The sequence below is a fragment of the Aeromonas sp. R2-2 genome, assembly GCF_040908355.1.
GTDB classification, from domain to species: Bacteria; Pseudomonadota; Gammaproteobacteria; order Enterobacterales; family Aeromonadaceae; genus Aeromonas; species Aeromonas veronii.
In genome coordinates, this window is record NZ_JBFODQ010000075.1 from 97086 (window position 1) to 110191 (window position 13106).

Consider the following 13106-nt stretch of genomic DNA (forward strand, 5'->3'; position numbering starts at 1 on the left):
AGAGTGACACGAGCATACGCAGGGACGAATGGCACAACCATGAAGTTGATCAACACTTTTGCGACCGAGTTGCCCTGGGCCTGTGAACCCGTGGTCCCCCAGCCGCTGCAGCAACCCCGGTTGCTTCATCTCAACCGGGCTTTGCTGGATGAGTTGGGGCTGGGAGGCATCAGCGAGGCTGACTGGATCGCCTGTTGTGGCGAGGGAAAAGTGCTGCCCGGTATGCAACCGGTAGCGCAGGTCTATGCCGGCCATCAGTTCGGGGGTTATAGCCCCCGGCTTGGGGATGGTCGCGCGCTGCTGCTGGGTGAGCAGCTGGCGCCGGATGGTCAGCGTTGGGATCTCCACCTGAAGGGAGCAGGAAAGACGCCGTTCTCCCGTTTTGGTGACGGCCGCGCCGTGCTGCGCTCCAGCATTCGCGAATATCTCGCCTCCGAGGCGCTCCATGCCCTCGGCATACCGACCACCCGGGCGCTGGTGCTGGTGGGGAGTCAGGAGCCCGTTTACCGCGAGCAGGTGGAGACGGGAGCGACCGTGCTGCGCACCGCCCCCAGCCATCTGCGCTTCGGCCATATCGAGTATTTCGCCTGGAGCGGGCAGGGAGAGAAGATCCCGCCACTCATCGACTATCTGCTGCGCCACCACTTCCCCGAACAGGAGAGTGGTGCCGAACTGTTTGCCGAAGTGGTGCGCCGCACCGCGCGGCTGATTGCCAAATGGCAGGCGGCGGGCTTCTGTCACGGGGTAATGAATACCGACAACATGTCGCTGCTCGGCCTGACGCTGGATTACGGCCCCTACGGCTTTATCGATGCCTATGTGCCGGACTTTGTCTGCAACCACTCGGATCCGGCGGGCCGCTACGCGCTGGATCAGCAGCCTGCGGTCGGTTACTGGAATCTGCAAAAACTGGCGCAGGCGCTGGCTGGCCATGTAGACGGTGATGCGCTGGCTGCAGCGTTGGCCCAGTACGAGCAGCAGCTGATGTTGCACTACTCCGAGTTGATGCGGGCCAAGCTCGGACTGGCAGTGTGGGAGGAGGATGACCCGGCTCTGTTCCGCGAGCTGTTCCGGTTGCTGGCGGCCCACAAGGTGGATTACCACCTGTTCCTTCGTCGTCTCGGTGAGGTAACGCAAGAGGGGGCGTGGCCTGCGTCTCTGCTGGCCCTGTTGTCTGAACCTGGTGTTTGGCAGGAGTGGCTGGAGCGCTATCGGGCGCGGCTAATGCGCGAAGGCAGCGAGGATGCCGTGCGCAAGGCGCAGATGGATGCCATCAATCCCAAGTATGTGCTGCGCAATGCGCTGGCCCAGCAGGTGATCGACGCCGCCGACACAGGGGATATGCGGCCGTTCGAGCGGCTGTTCGCCGCCCTGCGGCACCCCTATGATGAACAACCCGAATATGAGGATCTCGCCACCCCGACTCCGGCATGGTATTGCGGGGGTGAGCTCTCCTGCAGCAGCTGAGAGATTGGGCATGAGTTGGCAAATCAAACAGGTAGATAGCGAAGCTGGCGTAGTGACGCTGGATTGTCCGGCTCTCGACTGGGACATGTTTCCGCTGTTGGCGCAGGCCTTGCTGCGAGAGTGGGAGCTGCAGCCGCTCGAGCAGGATGCGGGGGCCGACCGCCATAGCTGGTTGCTGGAGTTTGAAGGGAGCCAGTTTCGGCTGGAGTATGAACACTACAGCGGCTGCTGGCTGGAGGCGGTGCGCCCGGCGGATCGGGAGGCACTGCTCTGGCTCGCCAGACAGCACAAGGCGTGACTATCGCCCACAAGGCCTGTTCTGCCGCTGGCCAACCTGGACAAGCGTAATCGCATAAAGATTGAACTATCGGTTTTGGGGCGTATAATCCTGCCCCTCGATTATCGCCAATGGTGGCGATATGGGTTCCCTAACCCCATTAACCAAAAAGGTCACAAGATGAATCTGACCCCTGCGCAGTACCAAACGGCGCTCGTTCGCCTGTCGTTGTTCCACATTCTGATCATTGCCAGCAGCAACTATCTGGTGCAGCTGCCGATCACCGTGTTTGGCTTCCACACCACTTGGGGTGCGTTCAGCTTCCCGTTTATCTTCCTCGCCACTGACCTGACGGTGCGGATCTTCGGTGCCGGTCTGGCGCGCAAGATTATCCAGACCGTGATGCTGCCAGCACTGGCGGTCTCCTATGCGCTCTCCGTACTCTTCTTTGAAGGGAGCTTCCAGGGCGTTGGTCATCTGGCCGAGTTCAACCTGTTCGTAGCGCGTATCGCGCTGGCCAGCTTTATGGCCTATCTGGTAGGGCAGTTCATGGATGTGGTGGTGTTCAACCGGCTGCGTTTGCTCAAGCAGTGGTGGATTGCACCTGCGGCCTCCACCCTGTTTGGTAATCTGGTTGATACCATCGCTTTCTTCAGTGTGGCCTTCTGGCGCACGACAGATCCTTTCATGGCAGAGCACTGGGTCGAGATCGCAACCGTCGATTACGTATTCAAGTTGCTGATAAGTCTTGGTTTGTTCGTGCCGCTCTACGGTGTCTTGTTGCGCTACCTCAGCCGCAAGCTGGTGGGCGAGGCCGGATTATCCAGCCTGCAAGCGGCCACCCGGCAAGCCTGACCAGATTGACCACCCTTCGCGGTGGTCAATTTTTTTGCACTTTCTGCAAATAGCGCTTGCTTAGTCAAATGAGAATGATTATTGTTAACTTGTTTTCCGGGAAAGACTTCATTCGTTCCAACGTGATGGACTTCTTGTGAAGGCACGACATTGCTCACATTGCTTCCAGTTAAGGGCCAGTTTATCTGGCCCTCTTTTTTTGTCATTTTTCAGCAAGTTGCAGGCATAAAAAACGGGAGCCAAGGCTCCCGTCATCACGCTGTCTGTGGCTTACTCGATATCGAGAGCCTCGGGGGAGAGGATCACCCCTGTGGTATCGGCGTAGAGGTGGTCGTCAGGTAGGAAGGTCACGCCACCGAAGTTGACCGGCAGATCGGTCTCCCCTACATCCTTGCTGTCGGCACCGACCGGAATGGCTGCCAGTGCCTGAATGCCGATATCCAGATCTTCCAGAATATCGACTTCGCGGACGCAGCCGTAGCAGACAATCCCTTCCCAATCGTTCTCTGCCGCCGTGGTGGCGATGTCGCTGTCGATCAGAGCTCGGCGCATGGAGCCACCGCCATCGATCAGCAAGACGCGTCCCAGTCCGTTCTCTTTGACGAGTTCACGGATCAGGCCATTCGATTCGAAGCATTTGACGGTGGTGATGACGCCGCCGAAAGAGGCGCGGCCGCCGAAGGAGCAGAGCATGGGTTCAAGCACATCCACCATGTCCTGATAGATGTCGCACAATTCAGAAGTATTGTATTCCATAGTGTCAAATCCACGGCTGGAAACAGGTGCAACCAGTATAAGGAGTGGGTGTGGCATTTCAATGAATATTCCTTGCACAGATCACCTGTCGCCGCTTTTCTGCATAAGCTCAATGCAGTTCACTGTCTGTTTGCGAGAGGTCCATCGTGCTTATCCGTCATAAGTTGATCCTGAATACCGTGCTGGTTGCCGTTGCCATGCTGGTACTGAGCGGCCTGTTTATCTACTCCAGCCAGGTGCACCGTCACCTGACCGAAGCCCAGCGCAATATCGACCAGCTGGAAATCGCCATGCTCAACCTGCGGCGGGCCGAGAAGGATTTTCTGATCCGCAAGGATATGACCTTCGTCGAGCGCTTCAATCAGGGGCTGTCTGACTTTCACCAGCACAATCGGGAGCTGGTGACCGATGACAATCTGGCGGCTGTCGAGGGGGAGCTGACCAGACTGGATCAGCAGATCAGCGGTTATGGCAAAGCCTTCAACGATCTGGTGGCCCAGCAGCAGAAGATTGGTCTGGGGCCGGAGGAGGGGCTCTATGGCAAGCTGCGAGCGGCGGTGCATGAGGTGGAGAATGGGCTCAAGCAGCTGGATCAGCAGGGGTTGCTCATCACTATGTTGCAGTTGAGACGGGCGGAGAAGGACTTCATGCTGCGCTCCGATATCCAGTATCTGGAGCGTTTCGAGACCTTGCACAAGAGTTTTCAGGATAGCCTTGCCACCTTGCCGGAGGGGGATCGTGGCAAGCTGGAGCAGGCCAGCAAGCAGTACCGGCAGGACTTTGTGGCGCTGGTGCAGGGGATGCAGGTACTGGGGCTGAAAGAGGATGAGGGGCTGCGCAACCAGATGCGGGATCTGGTGCATCAGACCGAACAGGGGTTTGCCGCCGTCGATCAGCACATTGTCGCTGAGCTGGAGCGGCAGAGCGCTCGCCTCAACAGCCTGATGCTGGTCTGTGGCGGGGTGATTGTGGTGCTGATCGGCATCATGAGCGTGCTGCTGGGGCGCAGCATCGACCGTCCCATTACTCAGGTGAATGATACCGTCAACCGCATTCGTCAGGATAATGACCTGCGCCTGAAGATAGAGCTGCGCGGGGCAGATGAAATGGCCCAGCTGGCAGGTAATCTCGACGTGATGCTGGGCGGGTTTCGCAACCTGATTGGCGATGTGAAGCAGAGCGTGCACACCCTGACCGAAGCGGCGGATCACCTCTCGGCCAACGTCAAGCGCACCAGTGAAGGGGCGGCGCGCCAGCTGCAGGAGACTGATATGGTGGCGACCGCTTCCACCGAGATGGGCTCCACCATCGAAGAGATCGCCCGCAACACCGAGCAGGCGGCCAACAATGCACAGGCAACCAACAACAAGGCGATGGAGGGGCGGGCTGCGGTCGAGAATACTGTCGAGCAGATCCGCTCGCTGGCGGACAATCTGGAGAGCTCATCTCGCGAGGTGAGCCAGCTGCAAAAAGAGAGCGAGACCATCGGCTCCGTGCTCGACGTGATCCGTGGTATTGCCGAGCAGACCAACCTGCTGGCCCTCAACGCGGCCATCGAAGCGGCCCGGGCAGGGGATCAGGGGCGTGGCTTTGCGGTGGTGGCTGATGAGGTACGCAATCTGGCCATCCGTACCCAAAAATCGACCCAGGAGATCGCCGGCATCATCAGCTCGCTGCAGAAACAGACCGGCAGCATCGTAGAGGTAATGGCGACCTGCCGCGAGCAGGGCAACCGCAGCTCGGATCAGGCCAGTACTGCAGGGGAGTTGTTGGGGCAGATCACTCAGGATGTTACCCATATCATGGACATGAGCACCCAGATTGCCGCCGCCATCGAACAGCAGAGTCTGGTGGCCAACGAGGTGAACCGCAACGTCAACAACATCCGCGACATCGCCCAGGAGTCGAGCATCATGGCAGAGGAAAATGCGAGATCCAGCGAGGGCCTCAACGAGCAGGCACAGCTGCTCAACAAGGCGGTGGCAAAATATCGGGTTTAGTGAGCGGACTGGCATCCTTGTGAGGTTTTTGCACCAGAGTGGCAATGATTTGATCGTAATGGCTGTTATTGGGGAAATTCGCTCATATAATCGCCGCCACTATGATGATTCGGAAGGATTCGATGGCAAAGTTGCTGGTGGCCGTATTCGGGCTGCTCTGTTCCTGTCTGGTGTTGGCAGGATCGGCGCCTCAGGCTACCCCACTCAAGCCCGGTATGGAGCCGCTACTCAGCTGGTTCAACGGGGCCTTTACGAGCCGGGAGCAGGCCAGTTACGACAGCCGCTTTACCAGTGCCGAGCTTCGCCTGATGGAGATCTGGCCCGGCTATCAGGGCTATCGCTGGGTCTATGCCGAGCAGTATCTGAGCATGCGCTCCGTCCGTCCTTTCCGCCAGCGCATCTATCGCTTCTCACCTGCCCCTGACGGGCGGATCCTGATGGCCGAACTGACCATGCCCCGTGCCACCGATTTTGCCGGTGCCTGGCATGATCCCGCCCTGCTCGACAGTCTGACCCCGCAGCAGCTCTCCTTGCGCCACGGATGCGAGATCTGGTTGACCCGTACCCCCTCCGGCGAATATGCCGGTCACACCCGGGTGGGCCACTGCTCCACCGATTTTGGCGGTGCCACGACGCTGGTGCAGCATATCTGGATTGGCCCCGATAGCGTCAGATTGCTGGATCGCGCCTATGACAACGCAGGGAGCCCGCGCTGGGGTAGCCCGGGTGAGGGGTATGTCTATTTGCGTCGTTCCAAAGGGTTTGGCCAGTAGGGGCGAGTGGTCTGGCTGCGGGAACATGAAGGATGAAAAACAGGGATCGTAAAAAAGGCGCCCATTGGGCGCCTTTTTCAGAATTCTTCAGAAGTAAAATTACTTCTTGGTGGTCATCGCACCGAAACGCTTGTTGAACTTGTCTACGCGGCCGCCGCTAGAAACTTCTTTCTGCTTGCCGGTGTAGAACGGGTGGCACTCGGAGCACACGTCCAGGTTCAGATCTTTACCGATGGTAGAGAAAGTGTTGATGACGTTACCGCAAGAGCACTTGGCGGTGATGGCTACGTAGTCAGGATGGATACCAGCTTTCATGGACAACCTCAATTAATAGGCCGTGTCGCCATCCGATCTCTTGTCGGACACCACACGATTGTTGAACACAGTTTCAAAGGCTGCGAATAATATAGGAAATGCCTGAGATCAGGCAAGTGGCTTCGCAGAAAAAATAGGCAACCCCTGGTGAATTCTTCCCAAACGCTGGATCTGGTTCGTGTCGCTGTCCCGGTACCGTTACGCCGTCACTTCGACTATCTCTCTCCCCTGCCGTTACCTGCCCCCGGTTGCCGGGTCGAGATCCCTTTCGGTCCCCAGACCCTGGTCGGGCTGGTGGTGGATCATCCGGCCGACAGCCAGGTGCCCCGCAACAAGCTCAAGCCCATCAAACGGGTATTGGACACGGCACCGGTGCTGGGGCCGGATATTTTGGCGCTGATGAACTGGAGCGCCAGCTACTACCAGCATCCGCTGGGGGAAGTGCTGCCCCACGCCCTGCCGGTGCTGGTGCGCAAGGGGGAGCCTGCCGCTTATCGTGAACTGGAGTTCTGGTTTGCCACTGAGGCTGGCATGGCCATCGACCTTAACGAGCTCAAGCGGGCGGCCAAGCAGCAGCAAGCGCTCGCCTTGCTGCGCAAGGGGCCGCAGACCCCCTCCGCTCTCAAGCAGGAGGAGATCCAGAGCGCAGCTCTCACCGCGCTGGAGAAGAAGGGGCTGCTGGAGAAGCGTTCGCTGGAGCCGAGCCACGATGGCGATTGGGCTGCCCGCTTCGAGCCGGGGGAGGGGCTGCGCCTCAATGGCGAGCAGGCGCTGGCTGTCTCTGCCGTTACCAGCCAGAGCGACAAGTTTGGTGCCTTCCTGCTGGATGGCATCACAGGCTCCGGCAAAACCGAGGTGTATTTAAGCATCCTCGAGCCCTTGCTCACGGCGGGCAAGCAGGCGCTGGTGATGGTGCCGGAGATCGGTCTTACCCCGCAGACCATCAACCGCTTCCGCCGCCGCTTCAACGTGCCGGTGGTGGCAATGAACTCCGCCATGAACGATCGGGAACGGCTCGATGCCTGGCTCGCCTGCCGCGACGGCGGCGCCGCCATCCTGATCGGCACCCGCTCGGCGGTGTTCACCCCGTTTCACAACCTCGGCATCATTATCATCGACGAGGAGCACGACGGCTCCTTCAAGCAGCAGGACGGTTTTCGCTACCACGCGCGGGATCTGGCGGTGATGCGGGCTCATCGTGCCGGTATCCCCATCCTGCTTGGCTCGGCCACCCCGTCGCTGGAGACATTGCACAATGCCCGCAGCGGCAAGTATCACCATCTCACCCTGACTCGCCGCGCCGGCAATGCCCAGACCGCCCGTCAGGTGATCCTGGATATCAAGAACGTGCGCTTGCAGGCCGGGCTCTCCCCCCAGCTGGAGCAGCTGATGGCGGAACATCTGGCGGCGGGCAACCAGGTGATGCTGTTCCTCAACCGCCGTGGCTATGCCCCGGCTCTGATTTGCCACCAGTGTGGCTGGAGCGCCGCCTGCGAGCGCTGCGATGCGTGGTACACCTGGCATCAGGCCGGGCGGCGGCTGCACTGCCATCATTGCGACAGCGTGCGCCCCTTGCCCCACCACTGCCCCGAGTGTGGCAGCAACGAGTTGATTGGATCGGGAGTGGGCACCGAGCAGTTGGAGCAGTTGCTCACCACGGTTTTCCCGCAATATCCGGTGGTGCGCATCGATCGGGACAACACCCGTCGCAAGGGGGAGCTGGAGACCCATCTCGGCGACATCAAGGCGGGCAAGTACAAGATCCTGATCGGCACTCAGATGCTGGCCAAGGGCCACCACTTCCCGGATGTGACGCTAGTGGGCCTGCTGGATGTGGATGGCGCCCTGTTCAGCGCCGATTTTCGCGCCGCCGAGAAGCTGGCCCAGCTCTACACCCAGGTGGCGGGCCGTGCCGGTCGCGCCAGCAAACCCGGGTTGGTGGTGCTGCAGAGCCACCATCCGGAGCACGCCCTGCTGCAGGATCTGACCCAGAATGGCTACGGCCACTTCGCCGATACGGCGTTGAAAGAGCGCCGCCTGCTGGGGCTGCCGCCCTTCAGCTATCAGGGTCTGTGCCGCGCCGAGGCCAACGGCCGTGACGAGGTGCAGCTGTTCCTCGCCCGCCTCGCCGATACCCTGCGCAGCGCCCGCTATCCCCACGTTCAGGTGCTGGGGCCCATCAGCGGCTTTATGGAGCGCAAGGCGGGCAAGTTTCGCATGCAGTTGCTGGTGCAGGGGCCAAATCGGGCACCGCTGGCCCAACTGCTGGATTGGGCGGTGAAGGAGCTGGAAGGCTGGCCCGAGACCAAAAAGGTGCGCTGGAGTCTGGATATCGACCCCACCGAGCTGAATTGATAGTGCCGGAGCCGGTCGCTGGCAGAGCTCGTCAGCGACCGGGCTGCTGATTCCGTTTAAAGGCTCAGACCCGCAGATCGATCTGCTGCACCCAGCCTCCTTTACCCTGTTCGGTGAGATAGAGGCCGGATTGGCGCAGCACCCCCTGATTGCCGTTCTCCCCCAGATGGTTAAAGGGGGTGTCGAGGGGGCGCAGCAGGATGGCGCCGATCCCCAGTTCGACCAGAGCTATAGGTGCGTGCTCCGGATGCCAGAACTGCAGCGCTGAAAACTGGCTATCCCCCTCATCCAGCACCCCGTTGCCATCCTCATCCAGGGTGGCCAACTCGCCGAAGCCATTGCCGGAGCGGGCACCAAACAGCTCGCCCCCATCGTCTATGGTGCCGTTGCCATTGCGATCCAGCGCCACAAAGCCGCTGCCTTCACTCAAGCCCGGGAGGCTATCCTCTTTGCCATCCTGATCAATATCGAAAGTGACCCGTGCCTCGGTCAGATCGGCAATCTTGCCATCCAGACTGAGCACCAGCGGATCTTTGAGGGCATTGAGGGTGGTGCGCCGCTGGCTCACCTCCAGCTGGCGCCAGTCGAGCACAAAGCCGAGATCGAGCTGAATAGTCTGACCATCCCGAGTCGCTACGCTGGCCGATGCCACCACGTTGAGTTGCTCCTGTTGCAGCAGGGTGTCAGTCACCTCCACCAGTTGATCCGGCTCGGCGGCTTGAGCAGCGGCATCTCCTTGGGTCACTCCATCGCCTCCCTCTTCGGAGGGTTTGATCGGCTTGGGCAGCTCGATTTCGTGGCCCAGCATCGCTTCAATCATCAGCTTGATCAGCCGCTGGCGGTTATCCAGTCCATCGTCGGGAATGCCATCCGGCTCTTTGCCGATGTCCGCTGCGGGCGGGGCGGGAGGTGTTGTCGCTTGCTTGCTGGCGGCTGATTGCCTTGCGGTTTGCAGCGTCAGGGCGCTGGTGAGGGTCAGAGTGCTGCTGCGTTCGCTGGCCGCAGCCGTGTTGTTGCCCTCCGGTGGATTGACGGCGGGTGGCACTGGCCCGAGGTTGCGCACCTTGCGGCTTTGGGCCTGTTGTTGCCGGTATTGCACCTCCCCCTGGAGGTCGTAGTGATCGATGCGCATATCTTCGCCCTCGGCGCTATACATCTGGTCAGTTATCGACCGATAAATAAACCGGGATTAACACCAAATCGGACTAATAGGCAGAATTGTTAGTTCCATGTTGCAAAGTGACGGTGAGGCTGGATGATGGGCATTCAGGTTGCCAGCCCGGTGGCTGGGACGACAATGGAAAGGGGAGAGAGGATGAGAAACTGTCTGGTGATGGGGGCTGCGGGCTACATAGGTTCCTATCTGGTGCCTCACCTGCAGACCCTGGGCTACAGGGTGATTGCCGGGGCGCGCCGTCCCTGCCGCTTGCCTGAGGGGGTGGAGTTTCGCCTCGCCGACAGCCTCAAACCCATCACCCTGCTGCCTGCGCTGGCGGGCATCGATACCGTCTTCTATCTGGTCCATGCCATGGGGGCGGGGGCCGATTTTCACCGGTTGGAGCAGCAGGGGGTAAAGAATTTTGCTGCCGCCGCCCGCGCCGCCGGGGTGCGCCGCATCATCTATCTCGGGGCAATCCAGCCCGAGCATTGCAACAGCCGCCATCTCAACTCCCGCCGCTACTGTGGCGAGCTGTTTCGCGAATCCGGCGTATCGACGGTGGAGCTGCGTGCCGGCATCATCATCGGGCCCGGTTCGGCGGCGTTCGAGGTGATGCGGGATCTGGTGTTCAACCTGCCGATGATGGTGACGCCCAAATGGGTGCGCTCGCGCACGCCGCCGATTGCGCTGTCCAACCTGTTGCACTATCTGGGCGGGCTGGTGGAAGCCGACGAGGTGGATGGCCGCATCTTCAATGCGGTCGGCCCCGAGCTGCTCAGCTATCAGCAGCAGTTGCAGAAGTTCGCCGCCCATATCGGCAAGCGCTGCCCCATCATTCCCATTCCGTTTCTGAGCCCGCGTCTTTCTGCCTGGTGGCTGCAGTTTGTCACCTCGGTCCCGCAGCCGGTGGCCAAGGCGCTGGTGGGTGGTCTCAAGCACGATATTCCGGCCGACGATGGCCCGCTGCGCGCCCTGCTGCCGCAGACCCTGCTCAGCTTCGACGAGGCGCTGGCGGAGAGTCTGGCGCTGGAGCAGAAGCTGGGTGCCGAACAGCAGGGGCAGGAGACGCCGCTCGGCCTGCGCTGGCGTCATCCCGAATATGGCTTCTACGACCGCACCGCCAGCGGCGAGGCCATCTGTCTCGCCTCTCCCGAGGTGGTGTGGCAGGTGTTGCAGCAGTTGGGGGGGGAGCAGCGCTACTTCTACATGAACGAGCTGTGGGTGGTGCGCGAATGGATGGATCACCTGATCGGCGGCCCGGCCCGCACCCGTGGCCGCACCAATCCGGATCGTTTAGTGAAGGGGGATATGCTCGACTCCTGGCAGATCCTCGGGGTGGATGAGGGGCGCAGGCTCGATCTCTTGTTCAACATGAAGGCCCCGGGCGTCGGGCGGCTGGAGTTCAACATCCTACCGGAGGAGTCCGGGTTGACCCGCATCCGGGTCACCGCTCACTGGCACCCGCAGGGCGCCTGGGGGCTGGCCTACTGGCTTGCCATGCTGCCGTTCCACCTCTTTATCTTTCAGGGGATGACCGAGGCCATCGCCCGTCAGGCCGAGGCGAGGGCAGGTATCCCGGTGATGGATTAACCCTCTTCACATCATTCCCGCTGATAGAGTGCCCCGTTCGGGGCACTTTTTATGCGGCGGCCATGCCCGGTTATGGCAGATAGTGGTAGGCGTCTCATGGCAAAGGCTGGCATCATGCCGCGGTCTTGTTTACCGCGGATAGATAATCAGTCAGAAAAAGAAGGGATTATGAAGAAAAAACCGTCAATTTTGGGGGGCGCCTGCATCATTGCCAGCGTCTGCGTGGGAGCCGGCATGCTCGGTCTGCCGAGTTCGGGGGCGGGGGCCTGGACCCTCTGGTCGGTGCTGGCGCTGACCGTCACCATGGTGATGATGACTCTCTCCGGCTGGATGCTGCTGGAATCCTTCCAGCACCACGACATGCGGGTCTCCTTCAATACCGTGACTCGCGAGCTGCTGGGGGAGAAGCTCAATCTCCTCAACAACCTCTCGGTCTACTTTGTTGGCGGCATTCTGCTCTACGCCTATATCACCTCCTCTGGTGCCATCCTGCAGGGCATTCTGGGGATCGACAGCAAGCTCGCATCCGTGTTGTTCGTGGCGCTCTTCTCTGCGGTGGTGTGGCACTCGACTCGCGCCGTTGACCGTATTTCGGTGGTGCTGATCGCCTTTATGATCCTCAGCTTCGCTCTCGGTGTGGCCGGTCTGCTCGGCAGTATCAAGCTGCCGACCCTGCTCGATCTGGCGGGCAGCGAGAGTCGCTACGCCCCCTATGCCATGGCGATGCTGCCGGTGGCGCTCACCTCGTTCGGCTATCACCACTCTGTTGCCTCCCTGCGTGCCTATTACCAGAACGAGCAGCAGGCCAGATGGGCCATTCTGGGGGGAACCCTGATCGCGCTGGCGCTATACGTGCTCTGGCTGCTGGGGATCTTCGGCAACCTGCCCCGTCAGGATTTTGCCCCTGTGATTGCCAAGGGAGGTGATGTGAGCGTGCTGCTCTCCGCCCTCTCCGGGGTCATTGAATCGGAGAAGGTGGCCAGCGCCATCAACGGCTTCTCCATGGCGGCGATCCTCTCCTCCTTTATCGGGGTGGGGCTCGGGGTGTTCGACTATCTGGCTGATCTGTTCAAGTTCGACAACAGCCGCGCCGGTCGCTGCAAGACCTGGGCGGTCACCTTCCTGCCGCCGCTGCTGCTCTCCCTACTCTTCCCGTTCGGCTTCCTGCTGGCCATCGGCTATGCCGGTGCCGCCGCCACCATCTGGACCTGCATCATCCCGGCATTGCTGGTGCTGCGCACCCGGGCGCGGGCCGAGCGGGGCGAAGTGACCCCCCATTTCGTCACCCCCGGCGGCAAGCTGATGGCCTGGTTGCTGATCCTGTTCGGTTTGGCGACCGCACTGTTCCACTTCCTGTCGATGGCGAATTTGCTGCCGGTCTATCTGGGCAACTGAGTCAGGTCTACAGCACTGACAGAAAGGGCGGCAAGGCCAACTTGCCGCCCTTTTTGCTCCATTTTTACCCCATATAGCAGGATCTATAACTAAAGTGGTAGGTGTGGGTGGGGTAAGGTGCTGAAATAACTGGTCTGATCTGGCTGGCAGCAGCATGATCTGCT

The 13106-nt window shown here is 60.6% G+C and carries 11 protein-coding genes; 8 read left to right on the forward strand and 3 right to left on the reverse strand.

Annotated features, from left to right (window positions below; genetic code table 11):
- The first annotated feature begins 39 nt into the window (after positions 1 to 39).
- The 3 genes from AB5Z09_RS16240 (at position 40) to AB5Z09_RS16250 (ending at position 2599) form a co-directional block, all read left to right on the forward strand.
- Positions 40 to 1467, forward strand: a complete 1428-nt coding sequence (locus AB5Z09_RS16240) for a YdiU family protein (RefSeq protein WP_368195732.1) — start codon at positions 40 to 42, stop codon at positions 1465 to 1467.
- A 10-nt stretch (positions 1468 to 1477) separates the two neighbouring features.
- Complete coding sequence (locus AB5Z09_RS16245) at positions 1478 to 1765, forward strand: DUF3630 family protein (protein ID WP_193860912.1); 288 nt, start codon at positions 1478 to 1480, stop codon at positions 1763 to 1765.
- Positions 1766 to 1924: 159 nt separating this feature from the next.
- Positions 1925 to 2599 (forward strand): 7-cyano-7-deazaguanine/7-aminomethyl-7-deazaguanine transporter, encoded by a 675-nt coding sequence (locus tag AB5Z09_RS16250; protein ID WP_127007303.1) that lies wholly within the window; start codon positions 1925 to 1927, stop codon positions 2597 to 2599.
- A gap of 270 nt (positions 2600 to 2869) precedes the next feature.
- Here AB5Z09_RS16250 and rraA read toward each other — a convergent pair whose 3' ends face one another.
- Positions 2870 to 3355, reverse strand: a complete 486-nt coding sequence (gene rraA, locus AB5Z09_RS16255) for a ribonuclease E activity regulator RraA (RefSeq protein WP_005340678.1) — start codon at positions 3353 to 3355, stop codon at positions 2870 to 2872.
- Positions 3356 to 3501: 146 nt separating this feature from the next.
- Here rraA and AB5Z09_RS16260 point away from each other — a divergent pair, with 146 nt between their 5' ends.
- Complete coding sequence (locus tag AB5Z09_RS16260; protein ID WP_368195733.1) at positions 3502 to 5355, forward strand: methyl-accepting chemotaxis protein; 1854 nt, start codon at positions 3502 to 3504, stop codon at positions 5353 to 5355.
- A gap of 122 nt (positions 5356 to 5477) precedes the next feature.
- Positions 5478 to 6128: a chromophore lyase CpcT/CpeT gene (locus AB5Z09_RS16265; protein ID WP_021230765.1), complete on the forward strand. Its 651-nt coding sequence runs from the start codon at positions 5478 to 5480 to the stop codon at positions 6126 to 6128.
- Between the two features lie 99 nt (positions 6129 to 6227).
- Here the strand turns inward: AB5Z09_RS16265 and rpmE are convergent, their stop codons facing one another.
- Positions 6228 to 6443 (reverse strand): 50S ribosomal protein L31, encoded by a 216-nt coding sequence (gene rpmE / locus AB5Z09_RS16270; protein WP_005340673.1) that lies wholly within the window; start codon positions 6441 to 6443, stop codon positions 6228 to 6230.
- Between the two features lie 147 nt (positions 6444 to 6590).
- On the opposite strand from rpmE, the gene priA reads away from it, so the two are divergent.
- The gene (gene priA, locus AB5Z09_RS16275) at positions 6591 to 8798 is read left to right on the forward strand and encodes a primosomal protein N' (RefSeq protein ID WP_201990885.1); all 2208 of its coding nucleotides are present in this window, start codon (positions 6591 to 6593) and stop codon (positions 8796 to 8798) included.
- 64 nt (positions 8799 to 8862) lie between these two features.
- On the opposite strand, the gene AB5Z09_RS16280 is transcribed toward priA, so the two are convergent.
- A complete protein-coding gene (locus AB5Z09_RS16280) occupies positions 8863 to 9954 on the reverse strand; it encodes a hypothetical protein (RefSeq protein ID WP_201990886.1) in 1092 nt (363 codons plus the stop codon).
- Positions 9955 to 10113: 159 nt separating this feature from the next.
- Here AB5Z09_RS16280 and AB5Z09_RS16285 point away from each other — a divergent pair, with 159 nt between their 5' ends.
- Both AB5Z09_RS16285 and AB5Z09_RS16290 read left to right on the forward strand, forming a co-directional pair.
- On the forward strand, positions 10114 to 11547 hold the full coding sequence (locus AB5Z09_RS16285) for a DUF2867 domain-containing protein (protein ID WP_201990887.1): 1434 nt from the start codon (positions 10114 to 10116) through the stop codon (positions 11545 to 11547).
- 168 nt (positions 11548 to 11715) lie between these two features.
- Positions 11716 to 12942, forward strand: coding sequence for an aromatic amino acid transporter (locus tag AB5Z09_RS16290; RefSeq protein WP_100652317.1), 1227 nt, complete (start codon positions 11716 to 11718; stop codon positions 12940 to 12942).
- The last annotated feature ends 164 nt before the right edge of the window (positions 12943 to 13106 follow it).